This window comes from Jannaschia donghaensis, assembly GCF_001403795.1.
GTDB classification, from domain to species: Bacteria; Pseudomonadota; Alphaproteobacteria; order Rhodobacterales; family Rhodobacteraceae; genus Jannaschia; species Jannaschia donghaensis.
Window position 1 is genome coordinate 791,501 of sequence record NZ_CXSU01000011.1, and the last position, 26,776, is coordinate 818,276.

The 26,776-nt window shown below is 65.9% G+C and carries 25 protein-coding genes and 1 tRNA gene; 14 read left to right on the forward strand and 12 right to left on the reverse strand.

Annotated elements, in window-relative coordinates; translation table 11 throughout:
- Nucleotides 1-68 precede the first annotated feature (68 nt).
- The 4 genes from JDO7802_RS08345 (at nucleotide 69) to JDO7802_RS08360 (ending at nucleotide 2,062) form a co-directional block, all read left to right on the forward strand.
- The gene (locus tag JDO7802_RS08345; RefSeq protein WP_055084417.1) at nucleotides 69-377 is read left to right on the forward strand and encodes a hypothetical protein; all 309 of its coding nucleotides are present in this window, start codon (nucleotides 69-71) and stop codon (nucleotides 375-377) included.
- Between the two features lie 161 nt (nucleotides 378-538).
- Nucleotides 539-1,432 (forward strand): SPFH domain-containing protein, encoded by an 894-nt coding sequence (locus JDO7802_RS08350; RefSeq protein WP_055084419.1) that lies wholly within the window; start codon nucleotides 539-541, stop codon nucleotides 1,430-1,432.
- Entirely contained in the window at nucleotides 1,432-1,716 is a 285-nt protein-coding gene (locus JDO7802_RS08355) for an NfeD family protein (RefSeq protein WP_055084421.1), read from the forward strand. The genes JDO7802_RS08350 and JDO7802_RS08355 overlap by 1 nt, the downstream gene beginning before the upstream one ends.
- 91 nt (nucleotides 1,717-1,807) lie before the next feature.
- Nucleotides 1,808-2,062 carry a hypothetical protein gene (locus JDO7802_RS08360; RefSeq protein WP_055084425.1) on the forward strand — a complete coding sequence of 85 codons (255 nt, stop codon included), beginning with the start codon at nucleotides 1,808-1,810 and terminating at the stop codon, nucleotides 2,060-2,062.
- Here the strand turns inward: JDO7802_RS08360 and pyrF are convergent.
- The 5 genes from pyrF to tsaD form a co-directional block, all read right to left on the reverse strand.
- Nucleotides 2,059-2,757, reverse strand: a complete 699-nt coding sequence (gene pyrF, locus JDO7802_RS08365; protein WP_055084427.1) for an orotidine-5'-phosphate decarboxylase — start codon at nucleotides 2,755-2,757, stop codon at nucleotides 2,059-2,061. The two genes, JDO7802_RS08360 and pyrF, sit on opposite strands and share 4 nt — an antisense overlap.
- Nucleotides 2,758-2,832: 75 nt before the next feature.
- Nucleotides 2,833-3,252, reverse strand: a complete 420-nt coding sequence (locus JDO7802_RS08370) for an EVE domain-containing protein (RefSeq protein WP_055084429.1) — start codon at nucleotides 3,250-3,252, stop codon at nucleotides 2,833-2,835.
- The gene (locus JDO7802_RS08375; RefSeq protein WP_055084431.1) at nucleotides 3,249-3,524 is read right to left on the reverse strand and encodes a YciI family protein; all 276 of its coding nucleotides are present in this window, start codon (nucleotides 3,522-3,524) and stop codon (nucleotides 3,249-3,251) included. The genes JDO7802_RS08370 and JDO7802_RS08375 overlap by 4 nt, the downstream gene beginning before the upstream one ends.
- A gap of 25 nt (nucleotides 3,525-3,549) precedes the next feature.
- Nucleotides 3,550-4,500 (reverse strand): NAD(P)H-dependent glycerol-3-phosphate dehydrogenase, encoded by a 951-nt coding sequence (locus tag JDO7802_RS08380; protein WP_055084432.1) that lies wholly within the window; start codon nucleotides 4,498-4,500, stop codon nucleotides 3,550-3,552.
- Nucleotides 4,497-5,573, reverse strand: coding sequence for a tRNA (adenosine(37)-N6)-threonylcarbamoyltransferase complex transferase subunit TsaD (gene tsaD, locus JDO7802_RS08385; protein WP_055084435.1), 1,077 nt, complete (start codon nucleotides 5,571-5,573; stop codon nucleotides 4,497-4,499). Before tsaD ends, JDO7802_RS08380 begins: the two co-directional genes overlap by 4 nt.
- A gap of 55 nt (nucleotides 5,574-5,628) precedes the next feature.
- Here tsaD and JDO7802_RS08390 point away from each other — a divergent pair, with 55 nt between their 5' ends.
- The 4 genes from JDO7802_RS08390 (at nucleotide 5,629) to JDO7802_RS08405 (ending at nucleotide 9,387) form a co-directional block, all read left to right on the forward strand.
- A complete protein-coding gene (locus JDO7802_RS08390) occupies nucleotides 5,629-6,315 on the forward strand; it encodes a uroporphyrinogen-III synthase (protein WP_055084438.1) in 687 nt (228 codons plus the stop codon).
- 53 nt (nucleotides 6,316-6,368) lie between these two features.
- Entirely contained in the window at nucleotides 6,369-7,637 is a 1,269-nt protein-coding gene (locus JDO7802_RS08395) for a COG4223 family protein (protein ID WP_144430560.1), read from the forward strand.
- 8 nt (nucleotides 7,638-7,645) lie between these two features.
- Entirely contained in the window at nucleotides 7,646-9,259 is a 1,614-nt protein-coding gene (locus tag JDO7802_RS08400; RefSeq protein WP_083481084.1) for a heme biosynthesis protein HemY, read from the forward strand.
- Between the two features lie 55 nt (nucleotides 9,260-9,314).
- A tRNA-Thr gene (locus JDO7802_RS08405) sits at nucleotides 9,315-9,387 on the forward strand.
- 240 nt (nucleotides 9,388-9,627) lie between these two features.
- Here the strand turns inward: JDO7802_RS08405 and JDO7802_RS08410 are convergent.
- The 7 genes from JDO7802_RS08410 to JDO7802_RS08440 all read right to left on the reverse strand — a co-directional run bounded on the left by JDO7802_RS08410 (nucleotide 9,628) and on the right by JDO7802_RS08440 (nucleotide 21,395).
- Entirely contained in the window at nucleotides 9,628-10,413 is a 786-nt protein-coding gene (locus JDO7802_RS08410; protein ID WP_055084442.1) for a histidine phosphatase family protein, read from the reverse strand.
- A gap of 103 nt (nucleotides 10,414-10,516) precedes the next feature.
- Nucleotides 10,517-11,068, reverse strand: a complete 552-nt coding sequence (locus tag JDO7802_RS08415; RefSeq protein WP_055084445.1) for a PqiC family protein — start codon at nucleotides 11,066-11,068, stop codon at nucleotides 10,517-10,519.
- 2 nt (nucleotides 11,069-11,070) lie between these two features.
- Complete coding sequence (locus JDO7802_RS08420; protein WP_083481085.1) at nucleotides 11,071-13,815, reverse strand: MlaD family protein; 2,745 nt, start codon at nucleotides 13,813-13,815, stop codon at nucleotides 11,071-11,073.
- Entirely contained in the window at nucleotides 13,812-14,372 is a 561-nt protein-coding gene (locus JDO7802_RS08425; RefSeq protein ID WP_245624147.1) for a paraquat-inducible protein A, read from the reverse strand. Before JDO7802_RS08425 ends, JDO7802_RS08420 begins: the two co-directional genes overlap by 4 nt.
- Before the next feature lie 62 nt (nucleotides 14,373-14,434).
- The gene (locus JDO7802_RS08430; RefSeq protein WP_055084451.1) at nucleotides 14,435-15,052 is read right to left on the reverse strand and encodes a paraquat-inducible protein A; all 618 of its coding nucleotides are present in this window, start codon (nucleotides 15,050-15,052) and stop codon (nucleotides 14,435-14,437) included.
- A 2-nt stretch (nucleotides 15,053-15,054) separates the two neighbouring features.
- A complete protein-coding gene (locus tag JDO7802_RS08435) occupies nucleotides 15,055-19,611 on the reverse strand; it encodes a translocation/assembly module TamB domain-containing protein (RefSeq protein WP_055084452.1) in 4,557 nt (1,518 codons plus the stop codon).
- Nucleotides 19,611-21,395 (reverse strand): autotransporter assembly complex protein TamA, encoded by a 1,785-nt coding sequence (locus tag JDO7802_RS08440; protein ID WP_055084454.1) that lies wholly within the window; start codon nucleotides 21,393-21,395, stop codon nucleotides 19,611-19,613. Before JDO7802_RS08440 ends, JDO7802_RS08435 begins: the two co-directional genes overlap by 1 nt.
- A gap of 342 nt (nucleotides 21,396-21,737) precedes the next feature.
- On the opposite strand from JDO7802_RS08440, the gene JDO7802_RS08445 reads away from it, so the two are divergent.
- The 6 genes from JDO7802_RS08445 to JDO7802_RS18240 all read left to right on the forward strand — a co-directional run.
- The gene (locus JDO7802_RS08445; RefSeq protein WP_055084456.1) at nucleotides 21,738-23,165 is read left to right on the forward strand and encodes a circularly permuted type 2 ATP-grasp protein; all 1,428 of its coding nucleotides are present in this window, start codon (nucleotides 21,738-21,740) and stop codon (nucleotides 23,163-23,165) included.
- A 55-nt stretch (nucleotides 23,166-23,220) separates the two neighbouring features.
- Complete coding sequence (locus tag JDO7802_RS08450; RefSeq protein ID WP_055084457.1) at nucleotides 23,221-24,162, forward strand: alpha-E domain-containing protein; 942 nt, start codon at nucleotides 23,221-23,223, stop codon at nucleotides 24,160-24,162.
- Nucleotides 24,159-24,986: a transglutaminase family protein gene (locus JDO7802_RS08455; RefSeq protein ID WP_055084458.1), complete on the forward strand. Its 828-nt coding sequence runs from the start codon at nucleotides 24,159-24,161 to the stop codon at nucleotides 24,984-24,986. Before JDO7802_RS08450 ends, JDO7802_RS08455 begins: the two co-directional genes overlap by 4 nt.
- Before the next feature lie 139 nt (nucleotides 24,987-25,125).
- Nucleotides 25,126-25,878: a proteasome-type protease gene (locus tag JDO7802_RS08460; protein WP_055084459.1), complete on the forward strand. Its 753-nt coding sequence runs from the start codon at nucleotides 25,126-25,128 to the stop codon at nucleotides 25,876-25,878.
- Nucleotides 25,879-25,925: 47 nt separating this feature from the next.
- Entirely contained in the window at nucleotides 25,926-26,579 is a 654-nt protein-coding gene (locus JDO7802_RS08465) for an ABC transporter ATP-binding protein (protein WP_055084461.1), read from the forward strand.
- A partial coding sequence (locus JDO7802_RS18240; RefSeq protein ID WP_055084463.1) for a hypothetical protein occupies nucleotides 26,576-26,776 on the forward strand: 201 nt, incomplete at its 3' end. The genes JDO7802_RS08465 and JDO7802_RS18240, both read left to right, overlap by 4 nt.

A 26,776-nucleotide genomic window follows, 5' to 3' on the forward strand; every position in this document is an offset into this window, starting at 1 on the left:
GGAACCTGCGACACACTCCTCGGATTGGTTTGCTAAGCTCCAGCCATACCCCCCTAAGGAGCGATCGAATGGACGACGACCCCAAGACGACCCCGAGAGGGACGACGACCCCGATAGAGACGGCCCACGTGGCTAACACGGAAACAAGCGGCGGCAATACCAAGCTGTGGCTGGCGCTGGGCGCGATTCTGGTGCTGCTTTTGCTGTTCTTCGCGTTCTCGGGCGGTGAGGAGAACATGTCCGAACCCGGCCCCGTCGGCGATCCGGTCGAAGGTGTGGATGCCCCGGTCGCCGGTTCGATCGACGAGAATGCCGCCCCGGTCGAAGAAACCGCTCCGGCGGACGGCGCGGAGGAAGACGTCCCCGCCACCGAGTGACCCATTCACGTCGACATCATGGCCGGTCGGGTTTCGCCCGACCGGCCATCGGTCTGCGGCCCCCCGGTCACAGGTGACGGTCTTCTGCCGCGCGGATGGTCCCGCAACGCCGCGCAATGGCTATATCGGTCCCGGTACATCGAAGACGGGAACAGGCGACCATGGATATCGAGACCGAGCTTTTGAATTTCGCGGGTGAAAATGCGGTCCTGATCGCCATCGCGATCTTTGTTATCGTCTGCATCCTGCTGGGCGTGCGGATCGTGCCGCAGTCTGAAAAATACGTGGTGGAGCGGTTCGGCCGCCTGCGCAGCGTGTTGGGGCCCGGCATCAACCTGATCGTGCCGTTCCTCGACAAGGTGGCGCATAAGATCTCCATCCTTGAGCGGCAGCTGCCCAACGCCAACCAGGACGCGATCACCCGCGACAACGTTCTGGTCCAGATCGAGACGAGTGTCTTTTACCGCATCCTGCACCCCGAAAAGACGGTGTACCGGATCCGCGATGTGGACGCCGCCATTTCCACCACCGTGGCCGGTATCGTAAGGGCCGAGGTCGGCATGATGGAACTGGACGAGGTGCAGTCAAACCGGTCCGAAGTCATCGCCAAGATCAAGAGCCAGGTGGCCGAAGCCGTCGACGACTGGGGCATCGAGGTGACGCGCGCCGAAATCCTGGACGTGGACCTGGACGCGCAGACGCGTGAGGCGATGATGCAGCAGCTTAATGCCGAACGGGCGCGCCGCGCGCAGGTGACGGAAGCCGAAGGCACGCGCCGCGCGGTCGAACTGGCCGCCGATGCCGAACTCTACGCCGCTGAACAGACGGCCAAGGCCCGACGCATCGCCGCCGACGCCGAAGCCTACGCGACCGGCGTCGTGGCCCAGGCCATTGCGGAAAACGGGTTGGAGGCGGCGCAATACCAAGTCGCGCTCAAGCAGGTGGAGGCATTGACCGCGCTGGGCAAGGGGCAGGGGTCGCAGACCATCGTCGTGCCGGCATCCGCGATGGACGCTTTCGGCGAAGCCTTCAAGATGCTCAAGGGGCGCGGCTGATGCTTGCCACTTGGTGGGTCTGGGCGCTGGCGGCCTTGGTGTTCGGTATTCTGGAAGTGATCGCACCCACATATATTCTTCTGGGCTTTGCGATCGGCGCGGGCGTGGTGTCCGCGGGTCTTCTCACCGGTCTTCTTGGCGGGTTGGCCGCCTCGTCCTATGGGGTCGCGTGGCTTGCCGTGATCTTCGCTGTGCTGTCCTTGCTGGCGTGGCTTGGTCTGCGCGCGGGATTCGGAAAACCGTCGGGCAGCGTTCAGACCTTCGACAAGGACATCAACGACTAATCCGCGCCGCCGGACAGGGCCGGGCAGATGCCGCGGGGGGAACCCGATGCCATCTGCCCGGTTCTTCTTCTAACCCATCTAGGAGAAGACAATGGTTTCCGAACCCAAGGACGCCCCCGTCCCCGACAAGTCGAAGACGAAATTCTATATCGGCCTGGTGGTCGCGATCCTGATCGGCGGGGCACTCGTGATCTTCGTTCTGCCGAACCTCTATGCCTCGACGACGGAAGGTCCTGCGGCCGATGCCATCGACGGTGTCGTCGTTCCCGGAGAGGACGGGCTGCAGACGCTGGACGGCGATGCGGTCGTACCGACCGAGGGCGATCCGCAAGCGACGTCGAATTAGCCTGTCGCGAGATCAGCAAGGATGGCCTGCGCCGCCGCGCGCGGGTCGTCCGCTGCGTGGATGGGACGGCCGACGACGATATGATCGGCCCCCGCCACGACTGCATCGCGGGGCGTCATCACACGCTTCTGATCGCCCAGGGCAGACCCCGTGGGACGCACGCCGGGGGTCACGATCAGTTTTTCGATTGCCTGGGGAAGCGCGCGGATCAGCGCCGCTTCTTGCGGGGAGGCGATGACTCCGTCGGCGCCGGCCTCCAACGCCCGTGCCGCCCGCTCCTGCACCAGATCGGGGATGTCGCCCGCCCTGATCAGCCCGTCGTCCAGATCGGCGCGATCGAGCGATGTCAGGATCGTCACGGCAAGGATCTTCATATCGCCCTTGGCCTGTGCGGCCGCGCGGACCACGTGAGGGTCGCCATGGACGGTGAGGAAATCCAGATCGAACTGCGAAAGCCCCCTGACCGCCGCCTCTACCGTGGCACCGATGTCGAACAGTTTCATGTCGAGGAAGATGCGCTTGCCGTGTTCCCCCTTCAGCTCGTTCGCCAGGGCCAGCCCGCCGCCGGTCAGCATCCCAAGGCCGATCTTGTAGAATGATACGGCATCGCCCAACCGCTCCGCCATGTTCAGTCCGTCGAGTGCGTTCGGAACATCGAGGGCGACGATCAGACGGTCATCGGCGGGCAGGGACATGGATGATCTCCGGTATTTTGCGTGTGCCGCGCCCTAGGCCGCCGCTGCCCGTCTTGTCCAGACCGGGCCGGGGCATCAGGGGGAAACGCCGCCCATGCGGCAGATGATGTCCCACGCCGCAGGATCGACCGGTTGAACCGACAATCGTGGGCTGAGCACCAGGGGCATCCGCGCGAGGTCCGGTTCGGCCTTGATCTGCGCCAGCGTGACCGGCGTCGCGAACGGCATTACCGCGCGAATGTCGACGCAGTCCCACCGATCGTCGTCGGTGGTGGAATCGGGGTGGGCCGTCGCGCAGATTTCCACGATTCCGACGACAGCCTTCTCCGACTGCGAGTGATAGAAGAAACCGCGGTCGCCAAGCGTCATGTCGCGCATGAAGTTGCGCGCCTGGTAGTTGCGCACGCCGTCCCATTCCTCCCCGGTGTCGCCTTTGGCGACCTGATCGTCCCAGGACCAGACCGACGGTTCTGATTTGAACAGCCAGTGGTTCATGCGCCGATCACGCGGTTCCAGGTTTCGATCCGGACGTCATCGAACAGGCCGGCGCGCGCATAGGGATCGGCGGCGGCAAAGGCTTCCACATGGGCGCGGTCGGGCGTGTCGAAGATGATGAGCGATCCCGACATCTCTCCGGCGGCATTGATGAAGGGACCGGCCTGAATGACGTGCGGATCGGCCTTGAGATGCGCCAGATGCGCCTCCCGGTTGGTCTTGCGGACCTCCAGGTGGTCGGGCTTATCGGTGCAGATCAGGGCGTGAAGCATGGTGTGTCCTTGGGTGTCGGGCGGGTCACTCGGCCGTCAATCCACGGTCGAGCAGGGTCTGGATCGCATCCTTCACGCTGGCGTCGCCCGCGACAAGGGCCGCGACGGCCTGCGTGATCGGCATGTCGATCCCGTGGCGCTTGGCAAGACGCAGGGCGGCCTGCGCGGTCGCCGCCCCTTCGGTCGTCGCGACCTCTGGTGTGGCACCTGATCCCAAGGCCTGGCCAAGGGCAAAATTGCGCGACTGCGGCGAGGCGGAGGTCAGCGCCAGATCGCCCAGACCGGACAGGCCCATCAACGTCTGAGGCCGCGCGCCAAGCGCCGGGGCCAGACGCAGCATTTCGGCCATACCGCGCGTCATCAGGGCCGCGCGCGCCGAGTCCCCCAGCCCCGCGCCGATCGCGGCCCCGCAGGCGATTGCGATGACATTCTTGAGCGCGCCGCCCAATTCCACGCCCACCACGTCGTCTGTCCGGTAGAGGCGAAGCGTCGGGGTGGAGAGGGTTCGTTGCAGATCGACGCCCACGGTTTCGTCCGCGCAGCCAAGGGCCAAGGCCGTCGGCAACCCGCGCGCGATGTCCGCGGCGAAGCTTGGACCGGACAAAAGGGCGGGTGTCGTGCCCGGCCAGGCATCCGCGATGATGGCGGTCGGTCCGCGCAACGTCTCAAGATCGACGCCTTTGCAGGCCGCGACGGCGATGCGCGGGCGCACGTCCATCTGCGCCAGAACGGTCGATAGCCGTTGCATCGGAATCGCCAGGATCACAACGTCGCACGCCGCGATTGCGCCGGTATCGGCGGTCAGGTCGATTGCATCGGGCAACGGCACACCCGGCAGGCGGTCGGAGCGTCGCATGCGCCGTGCGGTGGCGATCGCCGCTGCGTCGCGCCCCCAAAGCGTCACCGCGACGTCTGCCTTCGCATAGGTGACGGCAAGGGCCGTGCCGAACGCACCGGCCCCCAGGATGCCGATCATGCCTTGGCCCCCCGCTTGCCGGACCCCAGCATCGGGGCCGCCCGCGCGTCCAATGGCCAACGGGGCCGCGCGGCGAGAGTGAGATCATCGATATCCCCCGCCGCCAACCGTTCCCCCCCCGCCCAGGCGATCATCGCGGCATTGTCGGTGCAAAGGGCCAGCGGGGGGGCGACGAAGGGCACGCCCGCGTCTTTCGCCACATTGGCCAGCGCGCTGCGAAGCGCCGCGTTCGCCGCGACGCCCCCCGCGACGGCAAAGGCGGTAAAATCGGCCATGGCCAGCGCCCGGCGTGATTTTTCCGCCAAGACATCGCCGACGGCAGCCTGAAAACTTGAACATAGGTCGGCGCGGACGGCCAACGGCAACCCGCCGTGCTGCGCCACGATGGCATCGCGCGCGCGCAGCGCAGCCGTCTTCAAACCCGAAAACGACATGTCGCAGCCCGGCCGGTCCAGCAACGGGCGCGGCAGGCGGATCGTGGGCGTGATGCCTTTCGCGCAGGCTTCGACCGCCGGACCACCGGGCTGCGGCAGGCCTAGAAGGCGCGCGACCTTGTCGAACGCCTCTCCGGGGGCGTCGTCGATCGTGCCACCCAACCGGATGAAGTCATTCGGGCCATCGACCTGCAGAAACAGGCAATGCCCCCCCGACACCAGCAGCATCAGATAAGGAAACGACAGTCCGTCGGTTAGGCGCGGCGTCAGCGCGTGACCGGCCAGATGGTTCACACCGATCAGCGGCTTGCCCGTGGCGGCGGAAAGACCCTTGGCGCACATCACGCCCGCCAGCACCCCGCCGATCAGGCCGGGCCCGGCGGTCACTGCGATGCCGTCGATACCCTTAAGCGTCAGACCCGCCTGGGCCAAGGCGGCCTCTACCGCCAGATCCATCTTCTCGGCGTGGGCACGGGCGGCGATCTCGGGGACCACACCGCCAAAGGCCGCATGAAGGTGATCTTGGCCCAGAACAACGTTCGACAGGATGTCACCGCGCCCCCCGGCCATGCGCACGACGGCCGCCCCGGTGTCGTCGCAAGAGCTTTCGAGGCCCAGAATGGTAAGCTCTTGTGCCATGGTGTCCGCCGGTCCAATCCTTGGCGTCATCTATGCCCTGGCTTGCGGAGGAACAATGCACCCCTGTCCCGTCCTGCTGACCCGTCCCCAAGCGGATGCGCAGCGCATGGTCGGGACGCTGCGCGAAATGGGCGCGCAACGGGTCGAGGTTTCCCCGCTTCTCCGGATCGATCCGACGGGGCCGCCGCCCGAGATCGCGGGCGGCGTTATCCTGACGTCCGCCAATGCGGTCGCGGTGCTGGCAGGGCGGTCGGATCTGCGCGGATGTCCCGCGTGGGTCGTCGGCCCGCGCACGGCACGATTGGCCGAAGACATCGGCCTGAACGTGAAGGGGGTTGCGGCGCAGGCGGATACGCTGGTCGACCTTATCCCCAACGATGCGCCCCACCTGACGCACCTGCGGGGCGAGGTGTCGCGCGGTGATATCGTCGGGCGACTGACGCGCCGCGGAATCGTCGCCGATGAAAGGGTCGTCTATCGGCAAACTCCGCTGGATCTGACAGCATCCGCACGTGCCTTGCTGCGGGACGGGCCGGTCCTTGTGCCACTTTTCTCGCCGCGCAGCGCCCGGCTCTTTGCGATGGCCTGTCCGCATGACGCCGTTCCGAACCTGCGGTTGCTGGCCCTTAGCGATGCTGTCGCGGCCGAATGTCCCGTGCGCCCCGTCGGTATCTGTGAAACGCCTGACGGTGCTGGAATGTACGCGCTCCTCAAACGGCGGCTAACGCAGATCGGCGGTTGAGGGGGGCGGGCCTAAGGTCTAGGTATTGAAAGAATCTGCCAGGAGGGCACGCCTTGGCGCGCACCACGAAGACACCCTCGAAGACCACCGGAACCGCCAAACGCGCCTCTGCCTCCAAAGGCAAGGCCCCGGCTTCTACGACCAGTAGCTCAGCATCGTCGCGTCGCGCCGATCCGGCAGGCGCGCGCGCGGTGACACCCGGCACGCCACCGGCGGCTGCGACATCGACCGACTCGACTGCCCCGGCTGCCGCGGCGGTGACCGAAACGGTCACATCTGCGCCGGTGTCGAAAGAGCAACCGTCCACCATGTCGAAATCGTCGGTCCCGCCGGTCAAGGAAACGCTGGCCCGTCCCGCACGGTCGGACGCGGCACCGACGTCCCCCACAACGTCCGCCCCCGAGGAGCCGACACGCAGCGGTGCAGGGTTTGTCCCGCTCCTGCTTGGGGGCGTTCTGGCCGGGGCGATCGGATTCATCATCGCCACCCTGATGGCGGGAAACCCCGAAGAGACGACGTCCTTTGACCCGACCCGGCTGGAATCGCTGGCGGCAGAAGTCGACGCGCTGAAAGCCGCAGATGCGCCGAACGTCGATCTTTCCGGTGTCGAGGCGGCGCAGGCTGCGCTGTCAGAAAGGCTTGACGCACTGGCCGCCCGCGTGGATGCGATCGGGACCGATGCGAATGGCCAACAAGCGGGTGCAGATGGTCCCGCAGTGGCGGATCTCCAATCGCGGATCGCGGCCCTGGGCGACGAACTTGCGACGCTGCGCGACGATCTGACGGCGCGTGTCACAACCGTCGAGGACGGTCTGGCCGAAGCCAATTCCCTTGCCGTTTCCGTCGAATCCGAGGCCGAAGCCCTCGCGCGGGAGGCGGCGCGCAACCAGGTCAGGCTGGCGCTGCAATCGGGCGCGCCCTACGCCGAGCCGCTGTCGGTCCTGGGCGGTGATGCGCCAGAGGCTTTGGCGGCGTCCGCCGAAACAGGTGTACCGTCGCAGGCGGACCTGATGTCCAACTTCCCGGATCTGTCGCGCGATGCCCTGCGGGCGGCCCGCGCGTCGGAACCGGCGGCGGGCGTCGGATCGCTGTTCCAGAACGCGTTCAACCCGCGCAGCCTGCAGCCCCGCGAAGGCGATGATCCCGACGCGGTTCTCAGCCGGGCCGAAGCCGCCGTCCGGAACGGCGATCTGGACGCCGCATTGACCGAGATCGAGGCGCTGCCAGATGATGCGCGCGCCGTTCTCGACGATTGGATTCAAAGGGCAAATGCCCGCGCGACGGCGCTTGCCGCCGCCGATGACTACCTTCAGGACGGGTGAGGATTTAGATGCTCTGGTCGCTTTTCAAGATCCTCTTGTTCGTCGCGCTCGTCGCGGCGCTCGCTTACGGTGTGCAGTGGGTCTTGTCCCTGTCGGCGGACGCCACGATCCGGTTCAACGATGTCGAATACGTTCTGCCGCCGCTGGTCCTGATCGTCGGAGCGCTGGCACTCATGCTGGTGCTGTGGGTGATTTTCAAGCTGACCGGTCTTTTGATCGCGACGCTGAAGTTCATCAACGGTGACGACACGGCCTTGGGCGCATATTTCGATCGCAACCGCGAACGAAAGGGTTACGCCGCCCTGTCCGACAGCTTGATCGCGCTGGCTTCGGGTGAGGCGCGGGAAGCCGCTGCGAAAGCCCAGAAAGCCGAGAAATATCTCAACCGCCCCGAAGTCACGACGCTGATCGTGGCGCAGGCGTCCGAAGCGGCCGGAGAGACGGCCCGCGCCACGGAAGCCTGGAAAACCCTCGTGACGCACGACCGGACCCGGTTCGTCGGCGTGCGCGGCCTGATGCGCCAGAAACTGGAGGCGGGGGATACCGAAACGGCGATGAAACTGGCCGAGAAGGCCTTCGCCCTCAAGCCGCGCCACGTCGAGACGCAGGACACCCTGCTGCGCCTGCAAGCCCGCGACGAAAATTGGGATGGTGCGCGACGCGTCCTGTCCGCCAAGCTGAAGTCCGGCGATATGCCCAAGGACGTCTACAAGCGCCGCGAGGCGGTCCTGTCGCTGGCGGACGCGCGCAACCAACTGGCCGACGGCAACGCCGACAAAGCCCGCGCCGAAATCCTGGAGGCGAACCGTCTGTCCCCCGAGCTGGTGCCGGCCGCCGTCATGGCCGCGCGTCTGCACATCGAAAGCGGCGAGAAGCGCAGGGCCGCCAAGGTGCTGAAGGCCGCGCGCCTGAAGACGCCGCACCCGGATCTGGCCGCCGCCTTTGCCGAGATCGAACCCGGCGAGACCCCGGACGCCCGGATCAAGCGGTTCCAGCCCTTTCTGAAAGTGGCTCCGCAGGCCAGCGAGTCGAAGCTTCTGGAAACGGAACTGTATCTTGCGGCCGAAGACTTTCCCGGCGCGCGGCGTGCCCTGGGCAAACTCTACGAGACGGAACCGACGACCCGGTCGCTGACCCTGATGGCCGCGATCGAGCGGGGCGAGGGCGGATCGGAAGCGGTCGTGCGCGGCTGGCTGGCCAAGGCCATCAGCGCACCGCGCGGACCGCAGTGGATTTGCGATACATGCGGCACGGTCCACGCCGATTGGCTGCCGGTCTGCACAAGCTGCGAAGCCTTCGACAGTCTGTCCTGGACGGCTGCCCCCGTGGGTGCGACGCCCGCCAGCCTGCCGTCCGAGATGATGCCGCTGTTGATGGGCCCGACTCGCGCGGACGTCCCCGAGGCCGAAGTGCCGGAGGTTCTGGCCGAGGATATCGCCTTGGTCGAAGACACCAAACCGCAGACGCCGCGACCGCATGACGACTCGGTCGTTGTCGTCGAACTGGACGAGAAGGTCGGCGACGCGCCGGCCATGTCGGTGGGGGATGCGCCCGGTGTTTCGATCGATGACGTGGGCACGACGCGCGACGTCGGGTCCACAGCGACACCCCCCAGAAATTGATCGCAATTCGGGGCTGGAAACGGCCCCGGACCCCTGCTAGGACGCCGCCACGGTCGCCGCTGTAGCTCAGCTGGTAGAGCACATCATTCGTAATGATGGGGTCGGGGGTTCGAATCCCTTCAGCGGCACCGTAGATTCCCGAAGATACATCGAGCAGCCAATGCGGGCGTCCGCAGTGGGCTGGACTGGCGCGCATCGCGGCTCCCGATCACTCGTCTTAGGACCTGCGGGCACCCGCTTGTCCACGCCACATTGCGCATGCAGTTCAGGACGACCTCCGATTTGATGTCGGGCGCGCCGTCACCATAAAAAAGCCGCCGTCCGAATGCGTCGGGCGGCGGCCATGATGGTCGTATCTCCGAAGCGGCTCAGTCGGCCGCAGTCTTGACCACGTCGTCCGGGAAATGTCCGGCATCCGGTCCGGCCGACTTCAGCCGCAGATAGCCCAGAACACGGTTGTCGCGCTTGGGATCAACCACCAGAAGCTCACCTTCGTACACCCGGAACTCGGTCAATTCCTCGATGTTGGTGTAATGGGAGATGAGGAGGAGGGGGCCCGTCCCGTCGCTCCCGTCCCAATTGGTGATGATCTGCCGCATTTCGGTGACGTTGGGCGCGCCCTGAAGCGAGAGCAGAAGGTTCAGCGCGGGCACGGTCTCGATCGGTTTACCCAGGAGCGCGGCGTCGTCGATCTCCAGCATCCCTTCGGACAGGGCGGCCAACGTCTCCTGATTGCGGCACCATTCGCTGACCATGATCCGCCCCGGGACGAGGCCATTGGCCACGAGCAGCACGCCGAGTTGGCGCATGCGCTCTTTCCCGTCCTCGGTCATCACGCGCTGATCGTCGCAATCCGTCGGGGCCACGTCGGACGCATCGCGCATCGACCAATCCGTGGGCCCATGGCGCATCACAAGGACGATATCGTCGCGGAACAATTCATCCAGCATCTGCCACGGCTCGAAGCGCAGGACTTCGGTTACCGTTCTGTCCTGCGTTTCGGCGGGCATCGTGACCGACATCTCGCCGGTCAGGCCGGTGGTGCGCACGATTGCCCCGGTCATGTCGCCAACCAATCGCCCCTCCAGGTTCTGAGCGGTTGCGGTGAACGGCCCGACGACGAAAGTCGCTGCCAGGAGAAGGTGTCTTAGCATCTGGTGGTCCTTTATAACTCAAGCGAACCTAGCATCGCCGCATCGAAAGTCCCGTCGGGGGAAAGCAGCGTGCGATCACGTTTTCGCGGGGTGTTCGGCCGGATCAAAGATCGCGGGCCAGAACCTCAGCCAGCTGCTGCCAGGCCGCTTCGTGCGCGGCGATGATCGCCGTATAGCTGTCCAGATCGATCACCGGCGCGCTGATGGCGAAATTGCCCACGCTGTCGCGCCCGACCTCGGATTTCATCGCATATGTTCCGGTCAGAAGAAGGATGCTGTTTGACTGCACGATCATGTCGTCGACGAAGATCGAGACCTCGACTTCCGGAAACCCGGAAAGCGGCCAAGGCTCGGCGGCGACGCGGGCATCGGTGATGGTGTTGAGATGACGCGTCAACGCGCCTTGCATCGCCCGGTCTGGCAGATCGGCCCAAAGCTTGTCGGTGTCGGTCGTCAGGCTTCCGTCGGGCTGCTGGATCGGAATTTCCTGGTTGATCGCGTATTCCGGGATCGAGATCTCGTTGACCTGCACGGTCTGTGCGCGGACGTTCACGCGCACTTCGGATTGCGTGGCCGGCGGGGCGAAATACTGGGTCTGCCCGCAGGCAGCCAGGATCAGAAGCAGCGGGGCGAGGCGGGCGGGCAGAGAAGTCATGATCAACGTCCTAGCAGCAGGGAGTTCGGGTTGCGTTCGATTGTCCGCGACAGTGATGAGACGTCGTCGGCTGCGCGCGTGGCGGCCCGCAGCGCCTGGTAGAGTTCGGTGTTCACCCGACTGCCCTCGCCATAGGTGCTCAGCACGCCGGTGGCCTCACGGGTCAGGGCCTGAAGGCGGTTCACCAGTGCCGGCAGATCCTGCGCCGACGCGCGGATGCTGTCGGCTGCTCCGGAGGCGGAGCGCAGCGTGGAATTAAGGGTATCGAGCGTTCCACCCGTCCGCACCGTCTCGATCGTCAGGCGAAGCTCCTCTAGCGTGTCGGCCAGCACGACGGGCACATCGCCCGCTTCGTCCGAGGACAGGAACGCATCCGCCGTGGTCATCAGGTCCGTGGCAGCATTCACCAGTTCGTCCAGCGCCAGCTCGTTGGCCTTGCCCGACAACACATTCAGGTTCGCGCCCAGCGTCTCGGCTTGGGTCAGGACACGCTCGGTCGCGGCGGTGATGCGGGGCAGGTTCTCGGTGCCCGCCGCGATGCTGGTCGCCGCCTGCGATGCCGCCTCCAGCGCGACGGTCAGCGCTGCGACGGCCCCCTGGCGCGTAATCTCGGCGGTGATGGTCCGCACTTCGCCGGTGACTTCGCTGAGGTTGGAAAGCATCGTCTCGACCTCCGGAGAGGTGATAAGGTCGCGGCCGCCTTCCAGAAGGCCGCGCGCCGCGCCGGGCAATGCCTGCGTGTCGGCGGAGGCCAAAAGCGCGTCGGCCGCGGCGACCACACCGTCGATCTGGCGGCGCAGGCTTTCCAAATCTGCAGTGCCGGCGGCGACGTTGTCGGCCGTCGCCTCGATCGAGGTCAACGCACGGGTCACCGTCTCGGCGATGGCGGTGCCCTCAAACGGGGCGACAAGGGCGCGCACGTCCGCCGTGACCCGCGCAACGTCCGCCAGGATCGCATCCAGTTCCGGCCCGTTCACCAGGTCGGCGGCCCCCGATAGCGTGTCGCGTGCAAGGCCGGGGATCTCTTGCGTGGCGGGATCGTTGAGAAGCGTGCTCGTCCCCTCCAGCGTGGTCTGGGCGGCGGCGGTCAACGCGCCCAGGTTTTGCGTGCCTGCTGCGATATTGTCTGCGGCGGCCGTCGCCGCGACCAGGGCCGCGTCCAGCGTCTGGATCATCTCTCGCTCGGCGATGGACTGGGTGATGCCGCGCAAATCGCCGGTGATCGTTTCGATGTCGAGGAGGACCGAAGCCACCTGCGGCGAGGAGATGATGCTGCGCCCGTCCCGGACCAGGCCGCGCCCGTCTTCCAGAAGGGCCAGAACCTCGCCCGGAATTGCGCGCGTGGCGTCGTCCCCGGCGATCCGGTTCACGTTGTTCAGCAGGTCGGTGGCTGCCGCCAGCAGCTCCTCGATCGGCAGATCGTTGATCCGTGTCAGGACCGATTCCGCACTGCTTGTCAGCCCCTCGATGTCCGAATCGACGGTGGGGATCAGCGGGTTGGCGGCGATCCCGATTTGCAGACGCTGTTCGCCCACGGCGTCAGGATCGTTCACCAGATCGATGGCAAGATCGCCCCCCAGAAGCGACGTCGATACGAGCTTGGCCCGCATGCCCGCCACAACCAGGGAGTCGATGAAGTCGATCGCGGTCAGGTCGTTTCCGACCTGGTCCAGACCCATCTTCGCCGGTTGAAGCGCCATGACGGCCAGCAGTTCGACCTGGCCATTGGGGCTGTCGGGCCGGATGAAGCCTGTGATTTCCGCAACGGTCCCGACGGTCACGCCCTGATAGCGGACGAGCGCGCCTTGGACCAAACCGGAAGCCGCCGTCGGAAAGATGGCGGACAGACGAACGGTTCGGTTCGTCGGCGTCTCGAACGTCGAGACGCGGGCTGAATCCTCGTCCTCGAAGATATTGTAGACATAGCCGGTTCCGATCGCCTCCCCGCCCGAGATCAGCGTGTCGAAATTTACCCCACCCTCCAGGATCGACGCGATCGACCCGATCCTCAGGTCGACGCCGCCGGCCCCGATCGTGGCGGACACGCCCGACGCATCCCAGAACCGCGTCGCGGTGGACAATTGCCGGTCGTAGGGCGCGCGGACGAAGGCATCCACCCGGACCTCGGTGCCGTCGGTGGTCAGGCGCGGGGCCGCAACTTCGCCCACTTCGATCCCGCGGTACAGGATCGGGGCGCCAGGACCCAAGCGACTGCTGTCCTTGGCGCGCAGGACGATCGCCGTTCCGTCGACCCCCGGCGGCACGACGGGCGCGCGTTCGTCACCGGCGAAAACCGTCCGCGCGTTGCCCAGTTGATTGTCCCACGTTCCTTCGATGTAGGTCCCCGACAGGATCGTATTCAGCCCCTGAACGCCGCGCGCGCTGACTTCGGGCTGGACCACCCAGAACGATGCGTCGCCGTCGAGATAGGGCGCGATCTCCTTGTTGACGCGGATATAGACGTTCACCTGCTTCAAATCGCTGGTGAAGCCGATGTCCTCCACCACGCCGACGGTGACTTCGCGGTAACGCAGCGTGGTCTGACCGGCCGTGACGCCCGACGCATCCGGAAAGGCGATCTCGATCAGGATCCCGCGTTCGGACCAGGACTGATAGGCAATGCCTAGGGCGATAACGATGGCGAGGATCGGGACAAGCCAGACGGCACTGATCATGCCCCGGCGTTTGCGGCCTTTGGGTTCGGCCACCGGCTTGGCAGGGGTCGTTGGATTGGAACTATCGCTCATGACGGGGTCTCATCGGAAAGGGTCTCGATCTCGTCCCAGATGCGGCGGCTGTCGAAACTCAGCGCTGAAAGCATCGTGAACACGACCGAAAGGGCAAAGCAAACCGCGGCGATGCCCGGATTGATCGTGGCGAGAAGGTTGAATTGTACCAGCGCGACCAGGATGGCAACGACGAACACGTCGATCATCGACCACCGTCCGATCCATTCGACGGCTTCATACAGATGCAGAAGGCGCTTGGGTTTGATACCATGCGGCTTTCTGACGGCATAGGCCAGATAGCCGATCGCGACGAATTTTCCGACCGGAATGACGACCGATGCAAAGAAGACGATCCCTGCCACCGCATAGGCATGGTGGTGGATCAGTTCGATGACCCCGCCGACGATCGTCGCCTCGGACGCGCGGCCGACGGTCTTGGTGATCAGCATCGGATAAAGATTGGCAGGGATATAGAACAACATCCCAACCAGCGCCCAGGCCCAGACCCGCTGAAGCGATGTCCGGTCCCGGCTTTCAAGCGCGCCGCCGCACCGCGCGCAGATCTCCGTTTCCATCGGCCAGACGCGGGTACAGTGACGGCAGCCCACAAGCCCCGCATCCCGCGCCGTGAGGGCGTTCAGCTTTTCGCGCTGTCCAGTGCCGACCATATCGAATGCTTGCTCATCTGTGTGTCTTTGAGGGCCGTTATGAAGACGATAAGGGCGAACGACCAGAACGCCGGTCCCATCGACAGGGTGGCGAGGTCCGCCAACTTGACCAGGGCCACGGCCACGCCGACCATGAAGATCTCGGCCATGGCCCAGGGTTTAAGGATTTCCGCCCATCGCAGGGCAAAGGCGGCACCGGGCAGGGGGGCGCGGTCGATCGACAGCGGCCCCAAGGCCCATAGGATCGTGCCCAGCCGGGCGACCGGCAGGATGATGACGAAGAATGCGACCGCGATCGACAGGGGGGCCATGACGCCCTGTGAAAAGCTCATCACCGTCTCGAAGACCGACGCGCGGCTGGTGAAGACGCCGTTGCGCAACTGCAGGAACGGATAGAACACCACGATCGTCATCAGGATCAGGGCCGTCGCCGCCAGGACGACGATCCGCACGATGGCTTCGGGCCGCCCGACGGCGATCACGGTGGCACAGCGGACGCAGCGCAGGCGGGTATCGACCTCGACGTCCCCGATCTCGTGCAGGGCATCGCAGACGGGGCAGCAGACCAGATCTTCCGATGCCTCCATCCTCAATAATCCTTTTCGTAGAACAGGCCGAGCGATCCGCTGCCCTCGGCCCCGGCGGAGCCGCGCACCGTCAGGTTGGGCGTCACGTCGAGGTTCAGACTGATCGTCGCCTCGCCATCCTGATTGATCTGCACGTCCGTATAGACATTGTCGGAGACGTATTTGCCCGCCCGCAGCGCGACGTTGCCGTTTTCGTCGGTCGTCACGTCAAGGTCGTCCAATCCGGCACTTCCGCGCAGGTTGTCCAACAGACCGCCGCTGCCGCGACCGGCCAGGACGGCGATGGAATTGGCCAGCTGAAGCGCCTGAAGCGGCGAGAGTTGATCCAGGCCCCGGCCAAAGAAGATCTGCGCGACGATCTCTTCCTGCGGGACATCGGGCGTGGATTCGAACGTGACCTCGATGGCGTCGGCGGGGCCTTCGACGACGATGGCGGCCTCGATGGTGTCGGTCTGCGTCACGGCCACAAGGCGGATGTACGGGGTCAGCCCCCCCTGGAAGCTGACCCGTCCTTCGTCCAGGTCGAACCGCTGCTCCAGAATATCCAGGCGCCCACGGACAAGTTCGAACCCGCCCGCGGTGATCGGATTGGCCGTCGTCCCCGAAAGGCGCAAAGTCCCGCCCAATTCGGCATCCAGACCGCGCCCGCGGATGAAGATGCGGCCCGGCGCGTTGATCGTCAGATCCAGCCCGTAGACCGGTCCACCGCCCCCGCCGTTTTCATCCGCGACCGCTTCGCTTCCGTCCACCGTCTGGCCCGCGCGGGCCAGGGTGCGCTGCACCGGGCGTGGGCTGCGGATGTGTTCGATGGAGGGCAGGTCGCCGATGGCCGTCAGGCCCGACGATGGGACCGAGATTTCCGCGCCGTCGATGGTAATTGCCCCGGAAATGTTCGCCCCGCCGGTCAGCGGCCCGGCGATGCGCAGGGTCCCGTCCACGTCTGCGGTATAGAGAGACGGATCTTCCAGCTCGATGTCGAAATCCACCCCGAGGTTTGCATCGAAACCGTCCGACAGGGCCACCGGCCCCTCGACGGCGATCCGCCCGCCGGATTGCGGGGATGCCGTCAGCGCGACCTGCGCGGTCCCACCCCGAAGCTGAACCGTGGCATCGATGTTTTCCAAGCCATTCTGAATCGACGGGATCGACAGGGCCGCGTCCGATGTCGTGATCGTTCCCGTGACGGCATCCAGCCCCGGCGCGCCGTTCACGTCCAGGTCGAACCGGGCGACACCGGCCAGGCGGCGCGGGGCCAGCGCCCCGTTCGCCAACCCCAGCGGGGCGGAGCCGTCGACCGACAGGTTCAGCGTGCCATCGGTGCGGACATCGCCGACCACGGTGGCCGTCGTGCCTGCGGGTCCGCCCAGATCGATGTCGATGGCCCAGGCCTCGCCGCGTTGCTGCGCCGTGCCCGCGACCCGCAGGGGCCCCGAGATGTCGGGCACAAGCGGTCCGATATCCGGCACGGCCAGCGTGAACTCCGCCTGCGGTGCCGGGCCGGTCAGAACGCCGTTCGCGACCAGCGTGGCACCCAGCGGTCCGCCCGCGTCCACGTCCACGGCCCAATTGCCGCCTTGCTGGAACACGCGGCCAGTGGCGCGCAACGCCCCGGACAGGCCGGGCGCGAAGGGCGCGACGTTGCCAACGTTCAGCCGGAAATCCAGATCGGCGTCCGGTCCGGTCGCCACACCATCGACGCTGGCCGAAATCGCCTGGGCCCCGTCCACGTCCGCCGAAACCTCGAACTGGCCGTCGACCTGCCGCGCGGTAACGTCATAGTTGAGCGGACCCCGCAATTGCGGGGCCAATCGTCCCGCATCGGGGATCTGACCACGCGCCACGATGGTCGGCGCGCCGTCCACCAGATCGACGGTCGCGTCGATGGTCGCGGCGTAGGGCCCGGTTCCGTCCACGTCGATTGTCACTCCGGTGTCGGTCTGCACCGCCCGTCCGGTCACCGACAGACCGCCCGGCACGGGGGCAAGGGGGCTGAGATCATCGATGTCAGCCGTGAAATCGACGGCCAAGGGCGATTGTGTCAGGACGCTCTGTGCCGTGACCCGTGCATTGTAGGGGCCGCGCAGGTCCACATCGGCGGTCCAGTCCTCTCCCTGCTTCGCGACGGCCCCGTCCAGGTCCAGTCGGCCCTCGATCCCGGCCACGAAATCCGACACCTGCGGGACCGTGCCCGCGAATTCGATCCGCGCGTCCGCGCCGGTCAGGGGGCCCTTGGTGCGCAGGGTGATGCCGGCGGGCGCGTCCACGGCGGCATCGATGTCCCACTGACCACCGATCTGGGCAAGCGTGCCGCGAAGCGCGACCGGGCCGTTCATCGCTTCGATATCGGCAAGGGCGGGGACGGGGGCGGTCAGATCGGGCAGATCGGCGGTGAAGTCGATTTTCGGCGCGGGGCCAGTGACGGGTCCATTGACCGTCGCGGTCAGGTCGTAAGGGCCCGAGGCGTCGGCGTCGAGCGACCAGACACCGCCCGTCGAAAACGCGCGCCCCGAAACGGCGACGCCGCCCGGTATGCCGGAGGCGAAGGGTTCGATCTGCGGGACCGTGGCCGAAAACTGCACGTCCGGCGTTTCTCCCGTCAGAGTTCCGCTGGCCGAGACGGTAATGCCTTCGGGGGCCAGCGCGTCGAGTGTACCTTGCCAGATCCCGTCTTCCGTCTGATCGGCCTGGACCGCCAGATCGATCGCGCCGTCCAGGCGCGGATCGATGCGCGTGCCGTCCTCGATCCGGACTGTCAGATCCGCGTTCGAGCGTTCGCCCTGCAGGTAGGGCGGCGAGTCTTCGGACAAAAGCCGGACGGACCCTGACGTCGTCAGGTGGTCGTTCGACAGGCGAAGCGAATCTACGAATGTCCCGTCGACGGTCCGGCGGGTCGCGATCGCCAGCGTCGTTTCCCCTTCCAGCAGGGCATCGGCCTGCGCGATGTCGAGCGCAAGGTCCTGCGTGACGGCCTGCAGGTTCAAATCGAACGTCCCCGCGACCGGTTCGATCGCGCCCGTCACGCCGGCATTCGCCGCGCCCGAAAGGTTCTGCCCCGACAGGGCAACCAATCGCGCAAGATCTTCGATCGCGGCCCCCAGGTCGACACGGAGGGTCAGCGGTTGTTCGGGGTCGGTGCCGTCCACGTCCACACCGCCGGTCAGGGCATAGCCTGGGCCGCGAAGGATCAGATCGGTCAGTCTGACGGGCTGACCGGCGGTCCATGCGATGTCGCTCTCGAGCGAGATGCGCGGCCCCGCGGCCTGCGCGATGGCCGGGTCGGTGAAGTCGAGCGCGTTGAGCACCGCCCCGATCCCGGCGGTCGCCGTTTCGACCACGCCGTCCGCATCGCGGCTCAGCACGCCGGTCGCCTCGATCTCCCCGTCGCCCAGCGTCACGGCGGGCGACCGGTAATCGAGGACCGACAGGTCCAGTGCCCAGGTGTCGGACACGGATGCGTCGTGGCGCAGGGTCAAGTCCGCGCGGCGTAATTGGCTGTTGTCGGACGTCGGCAAAAGGACCGTGGTGCCGTCCTCCGCCTCGATCACGCCGGCGATGTCCAGAAATTCGGGCCATCCGTTCGCGCCCAGGCGTGCGGCCCCGGTCAAACTCAGCGCCTGTGTGCGCAAATCCAGCGTGTCGAGGACCAGGCCACCTTCCGCCTGCTGAATGCCCCGCGCGACCAACGCGACGTCGTCGCCGAAGAACGCCTGATAGCGGGGCGCGAAAAGCGATGTTACGTCCCCGCCCAGATCGACCTCGAACTGTCGTCCGCTGTCCACACCGGTCAGCGTGACATCGCCGGCCAGACGCTCCGCCCCGTCGGATGCCACGACGATGTCGGCGGCGAAATCGTCGAGCGGGCCATCGCCCTGTACCGACAAATCGATCGCCGGCGCGCCGGGAAGTTGAAGCAAGGACGCCGCGACGCCGCCCTCGGCTTCCGAGATGTCGAGGTCGAGTGACAGCACCTGACCATCGGCCTCGTAGGAGGCGGCGATGGAGAAGGTGCCGTTCACGCCGTCAAGCCGCTGCGCCTCGATCGTCGCGGCACCCGACCCGTCGACCAGCCGCGCCGATGCCTCGAGCGTCAGGGCAAGGTCCTGGCCGATCAACGGCGCGCCCAGTTCGATGCGTTCGGCGCGCAGGGCCTCGATCTCCACGGAGACGGGCAGATCCGGCAGTGAAAAGCCTGAGGCACCGGCATCCGGCAGGGCGTCGACCCCTTCGGCGGGAAGGGGCGCGCGTTCCACCGCGATCAGTGCGGCCGAAAGCTCCTCCACCTCCAGCCGGCCCCGCAACAGCGCCGAGCGGTTCCAGTCAAGAACGACGTCCTCGAGTCGCAGCCAGACACCTTCTTCGTCGGCGACCGTCAAACTCTCGATCGAGGCGGTGGATGACAGCGCGCCCTCGAACCCGTTCAACCGGACGGTCAGGCCCGGCGAATTCAGATTGTCCTCGATCAGGCCGACGATGAAGCCGCGATCGCGGTCCTCCTCGTCCTGCGCGAAGACGGGCGAGGCGGCGGCAAGCAGCGCGAGGGGGAGGAGGTGTCGTTTCATCAGAAGGCCTGCCCGATTCCGATATAGACCTCGACGCCCGACGGATCCCCCGGACCCGTCAGCGGCACGCCGATGTCGAAGCGGATCGGCCCGATGCCGGTATCGTAGCGCACGCCAAGGCCAGCCCCCGAATGAGTGTCGCCATCGCCGAAATCTGCATCCGGGCTGACCAGGCTGAAATCGACGAAACCGACGACGCCGATGTTTTCGGTGACCTGCTGGCGCACTTCGGTCGAAAAGTTGACGAAGGACCGGCCGCCGACGACCTCTCCGGAGTCCAGCTCAACGCCGAGGGACTGGAACTCCTGCCCCCGCACGCTTCCGCCGCCACCCGAAAAGAACAGGGTATTCGACGGCACTTCGTCCAGTGCCGGGCCGACGATACTGCCCAGTTGCAGACGGGCCGCGATCACGGTCCGGTCGCGGTCTTCGCCGCCGAACCCCTGATAGCCCCGCAGATCCGCGTCGAAGGCGAGGCCCGATCCCGCATCCTCGAACCCGACGAAGGGGCGCAGCCCGGCTTCGACGTAATAGCCGTCGGACGGGCTAAGCGCCTCGTTGCGCCGGTCGTAGGTCGCCTCCAGCGGCAAGGACAGGGTCGAGAACGTGCGCTCGCCGAAGGCATCGACGTCCTTGGAATATTCGTAGCTGATGCCGTATTCGTACTGGAATTCATCCGACACGATGCGGCGGGCCCCGACTTCCAGAAAGGCGCTGTCGGACTTGAAGTTCGGCTCGTCCAGGCTTTCGACGCGGCCGTTCACGAACAGGTCCGTTTCGGGATTGAAGGTGGACGGGCGGTTGTAGGCAAAACCGATGCCGTAGTCCGCCCCGCCCGAACTGCCGCCAACGCCTGTGATATCGCCCTCAACCCGGAGACTGTCGGCATAGCCGGTCAGATTCCGGTGCAGCCAGAACGCGCTGGTGGAAAATCCCTCGTCCGTCGAAACCTCGGCACCGAAGCCGAAGCGACGGGGCAGGCGTTCGACGACCTGTATCGTCAGCGGAAGGGTGGAGGCTGGACCGATGGTGTCGCTTTCAATGATCGCGACGCTGCTGAAGGCCCCGGTGCGCTGCAGGCGGCGGGCGGCGGCCTGAACCTGATCGGGGTCGAACACCTGGCCTTGCCGCAGATCGGCGATCCGCTGGATGTGACCGGGGCGCACGTCTTCGGCTCCCTCGACGAAGACCGGACCGTATTGCAGCTTCGGTCCGGGGGCGAGTGTGATGCGCGCGTCCAGCCGTTCGGCCGGGTGGTCGGCGACGATGTCCTGACCCGCGACGTCGGCCTTGGCATGACCGACCGCGCGCCAGCCTTCGACGCCGGCGCGCGCGGCTTGGCGGATCGGTGCGGTGCCGGCGACCGCTCCGGGGGCGAAATCGTCGGGCAGTTCGGTGCCGCGGGCAATGGGGGCGATTTCAGCCTGGCGGAACAGGAAGCGGGGGCCGGATTGCACGTTGATGTCGATCCGTCCGACCGGCGCGTCCGACCCGACCGCCGGAAGGGCCGCCGCTTCGACGCCGTCGATCTCGATCGTGATGACGGGGCCGAAATAGCCCGCTTCGAACAGGACGGCCAACAACCTGCGGTAGTCAGCCTGCGCTGCGGCCACCAAATTGCGCCGTTCGGTCTCGCCGTCGTCGACCGCGGTCTTCGTCAGGGATGCGGCGCGCAGGCTGTCGCGCAGATCGTCTTGGGGCGGCAGGGTAAAGGACAGGTCAGCGGCGGACGCGGACGCGGTCAAAACGGACAGGGCGATCCCTGCGGCGGCAATCAGTCTCAACTGTATGTCCAACTCGGTAGCAGGCCGGCGAAACGTGAGCCGTTCGAAGGTCAGTCCCTATAACGTTCTGGCCGTGTTATCATCGGTGTGCCTCGGGGGAAAGCGTTCGTGCCCGCTTTGGAGGGCGACATCGCGCCACTGGGCCGATCTGCGGTTCGCCGGCACCGGGGTGGACGCGACTGCGGCCGCCGGACAGGGCCGCGATGCCATCGGTCGGGCGGAGGAGCAGCCGTTGATCGCCACATGGACGGAGTGCAGAAATTTTACGCGCTTGGGTTGAGTTCACAGGGACCGTTCGAACGTGCGGTTGCCTTCTGTCGCGGCAGCCCGCAGGGTCACCCGATGGATAACGATACACCGTTCGACGAGATGCTGCGCCCCGATACGTCCGTGCGCGAAGCCTATCAGGCCTTCGAGAGTTGGTTCTCATCGGAAGATCCGGCCCACCTGAGGGCCAAGGCGCGAGAGGCGGAGGCCGTCTTTCGCCTGACCGGGATCACCTTCAACGTCTATGGCAAGGCCGAAGCCGCGGAGCGTCTGATCCCCTTCGACATCGTGCCGCGCATTATCGCCGCGCGCGAATGGACGAAGGTGTCCAAGGGGATCGAGCAGCGGGTGCGCGCGCTCAACGCTTTCCTGCACGACATCCACCACCGTCAGGAAATCGTCCGCGCCGGCATTCTGCCGGTCGACATGATCGCCCGCAACGATGCATTCCTGCAACAGATGATCGGGGTGGAGCCGCCGGGCGGCATCTATACTCATATCGTCGGTGTCGATCTGGTGCGTACGGGGCCGGATCAGTTCTATGTTCTGGAGGACAATGCGCGCACGCCGTCGGGCGTCAGCTACATGCTCGAAAACCGCGAGACCATGTTGCACATGTTCCCGGAGCTGTTCGCCAAGAACAAGGTGCGCCGCGTCAGCAGCTATCCGCAGAACCTGCATTCCTCGTTGGCGGCCTGCGCCCCGCGCAAATGCGACCAGGATCCCGTCGTGGCCGTTCTGACGCCGGGCATCCACAACTCCGCCTATTACGAGCATAGTTTCCTGGCCGATCAGATGGGGGTCGAACTGGTGCAGGGGCACGACCTGCGCGTCGTGGACGGACGCATCGCGATGCGCACCACGCAAGGCTACCGCACGATCGACGTGCTCTACCGCCGGGTCGACGATGACTATCTGGACCCGATGAATTTTCGCCCCGACAGCCAACTGGGCGTGCCGGGCATCTTCGACGTGTACCGCGCGGGCGGCATCACCATCGCGAACGCGCCGGGCACCGGCGTCAGCGACGACAAGGCGATCTACAGCTACATGCCCGAGATCGTAGAGTTCTACACCGGCGAGAAGGCGCAGCTGGAGAATGTGCCGACGTGGCGGTGTTCGGACGCCGACAGCTTGGGCCATGTCCTCGACAATCTGGAGGATCTGGTGGTCAAGGAAGTCCACGGATCGGGCGGATACGGCATGTTGATCGGGCCGACATCGTCCAAGAAGGAAATCGCCGAGTTCCGCAAAAAGCTGCAAAACCGGCCCGGCAATTATATCGCACAACCGACCCTGTCGCTGTCGACCTGTCCGATCTTCGCCAAGGCGGGTCTGACGCCGCGCCACGTCGATCTGCGCCCTTTCGTGCTGGTGTCGCCCAACGGCATCGACATCACGCCCGGCGGTCTGACACGTGTGGCGCTCAAGAAAGGGTCGCTGGTCGTGAACTCCAGCCAGGGCGGGGGCACCAAAGACACTTGGGTGCTGGAGGAAGAATGATGGCGCATGTCGCGAACGATCCAGCCGCGATCCGATCCGGCGGAGGACACGTCTGATGTTGGGCAAGACGGCTGGCGGTTTGATGTGGATGTTCCGCTATATGGAACGGTCCGAGAATATCGCGCGTCTGGTCGAAACTGGCCAGCGCATCGCACTCACCCGCCCCGACCGGGCCGAGGGGGAATGGGCCAGCGTGCTCAAGACCGCGTCGGCCTACGACGCCTATATGGCATCGCACGACGAGATTACCGGCGATCAGGTCGTCGACTGGCTGCTGCGCAACAAAGACAATTCGTCCTGCGTGCTCAACTGCATCGAAAACGCGCGCACCAACGCGCGTCTGGTGCGGACCGGCCTGACCCGCGAAGTCTGGGAAGCGGTCAACGAATGCTGGATGACGTTGAAGGACGAACTCGCGCGCAAGGTGGCCTCCAAGGATTTGCCGCGCGTTCTGGGCATCATCAAGCAGCGGTCCGCATTCGTGCGCGGCGCGCTGCATGGCACGATGCTGCGGCGCGACGTGTATGACTTCGCCCGCCTGGGCACCTTCATCGAACGGGCGGATGCGACCGCCCGTCTGCTGGATGTGAAGTATTACGTGCTGTTGCCGTCGGCCGCCGGCGTCGGCTCTCCCCTCGATAATGCGCAGTGGGAGATGATCCTGCGGTCGGTTGCCGCCGAAGGCGCGTTTCGCGCGTTGCACGGGCGCACGCGGCGCCCGACGGACATCGCGCGATTTTTGATGCTGGACGGCCGTCTGCCGCGCAGCCTTGCGTTCTGCTACGCCAAGATCGGCGACAATCTGCGGTATCTGGAGTCCGACTATGGTATCCGTCTGCCCAGCCACGATCTGGCCGATACGATATGTAAGGATCTTGAGCATACCACGATCGAAACGATCTTCGAGACGGGCCTGCATCAATTCCTGCAACGGTTCCTGAGCCAGAACAGCCAACTCGCCGCGCAAATCGAACGGGATTACAGGTTCAGCCAATGACCGACAAACCGAAGACGACCACGCTCGATATCCGACACTCCACCACCTACCGCTGGACCGATCCGGTGTTCTACGCGCTCCAGCAGTTGCGCCTGACCCCCAAGAGCCGTTCGGGCCAGACGGTTCTGAACTGGTCAACCGAAATTCAGGGCGGGCAGGTCGAGCTGGAGTTCGAAGACAGCCACCACAACCGCACGCAACTCGTGGCCGCGGACGAGGGCCAGAAAGAGATCACGATCACCGCGAAGGGCACGGTCATGGTCGAGGATCAGTTGGGCGTCATCGGACAGCAGCAGGGCTATATGCCGCTGTGGATGTTTTTGCGCGCGACGGACCTGACCCGACGCGGCAGCGGCACGCTGGGCCTGGTACGCGATCTGCGCGACATCGAAGCCCCGTTGGAGCGTTTGCACGCGCTGAGCCGGACGATCCGGGACACGGTGAAATACGACACGGGCACAATGGACGTCACCCAGACCGCCGAGGACGCGATCGCCACCGGCAGCGGCGTCTGCCAGGATCACGCACACATCTTCGTCACCTGCGCGCGCCTTCTGGACCTGCCCGCCCGCTACGTCTCGGGCTACCTTCGGGTCACCGACCGCGACGAGCAGGACGCGACCCACGCCTGGGCCGAAGCCTATATCGACGATCTGGGATGGGTCGGGTTCGACGTCTCGAACGGGATCTCACCCGACGACCGCTATGTCCGGGTGGCGACCGGCCTGGATTATTCCGATGCCGCGCCGATCTCCGGCATCCGGGCCGGCGCGGGTCTGGAGGCCATGGACGTCAGCGTCACCGTATCTCAGGCGCAGCAATAAGGCGGTCGCCCGGCGTCGCACCCGCGACTGGTGCCATGGACGTTGCGGCACGTCTGTCGATTGGTGAAAGCCCGCCCTTTTCATTGACACTGCGCGATCCGACGTAACTGTAGGCGCGAATCTCAGATCGGACTTTTCCATGACCTACTGCGTTGGCCTGCAACTCGACCGCGGCCTCGTCTTCCTGTCGGACACCCGCACGAACGCGGGCGTCGACAACATCTCGACCTATCGCAAGATGCACACCTGGGAGGTGCCGGGCGAGCGGACCATGATGCTCATGACCGCCGGCAACCTTGCCACGACGCAATCCGTTGTCAGCCTTCTGGAGGAGCGGAACCTGCATCCCTCCGACCGCGATCCCACGATCCTGAGTGCGCCGACCATGTTCCAGGCTGCGCGTCTGGTGGGGCAGACGTTGAAGGACGTCATCCAGCAGCAGCGCGGCGGCGGACCGGAGGCTGCGGCACCGACCACGTTCAACGCCACGATGATCTTCGGGGGTCAGATCAAGGGCGGGCCGACGCGGCTTTACATGGTTTATCCCGAGGGCAACTTCGTCGAGGCGCAGCGCGACACGCCCTTCTTCCAGATCGGCGAGACGAAATACGGCCGCCCGATCCTTGTGCGGGCCTATGATCCGGACATGGATTTCGCGCGCGCGATCAAGCTGCTGATGGTCAGCTTCGATTCGACGATCCGCGCCAACCTGTCGGTCAGCACTCCGCTGGACCTGCAGGTCTATGAGACCGACAGCCTCAAGCTGGGTCTTACCCGCCGGGTGGAGGATACGGACGCCGATTGGCGGGCCGTGTCCGACGGATGGTCCGACGCGCTGCGCACCGCCTTCGACAGCCTGCCCGACGTCACCTTGGACGAAGGCCGCGACTGAGGCGATTTGCCGGTTGAAGTCGGGGGGCGGACCGCTACCGTCCGCCCATGCTTCTATCCGTGCGCGCCGTCGAGAAATCCTTTGAAACCAGCGAAGGACCGCAGCCGGTGCTGCGCGGCATTTCCTTCGATCTGGACGGCGGGCGTACGCTGGCGCTGACTGGCGAAAGCGGGTCGGGCAAGTCGACGCTCCTGCATCTGGTCGCCGGCCTCGACGTGCCCGATGCCGGCATGATCGAGGTCGAGGGATGGGACATCGCGCAGATGTCCGACGCCACCCGCGCGGCCCTGCGTCGCAACGCCGTCGGCCTGATTTTCCAGCAGTTCAACCTGATCCCGTCGCTTTCGGTGATCGACAACCTGACATTCCATGCGCGCTTGGCGGACCGCGATCCCGGTGATGTTCGGGGATTGGCGGATCGGTTGGGCCTTGCCGACCATCTGCACCGGTTTCCCGAACAGCTGTCGGGCGGTCAGCAACAGCGGGTCGCCATCGGGCGAACGCTGGTGGCGCGCCCGCGACTGGTGCTGGCGGATGAGCCGACGGGCAACCTGGACGAGGCGACGGGCGACGCGATGATGGGCCTCATGCGCGACATGGTCGCCGAAACCGGCGCGGGACTGCTGATGGTGACGCATTCCGAACGGCTGGCGGGGATGCTGGACGCGCGTCTGCATCTGCGCGCGGGGCAGGTGGCGTGAACCGCGCCGCACTCGGCGCGCTTCTGGCGCATTGGCGGCGGCATCCGGTTCAGCTTCTGACTTTGGTCGTCGGACTGGCTTTGGCGACGGGACTTTGGGTCGGGGTACAGGCGATCAATGCGCAGGCGCGGCTGTCCTACGACAATGCCGCGGCCACGCTGGGGCAGGATGCGCTTCCGCGTCTGGAAGGCGTGCTG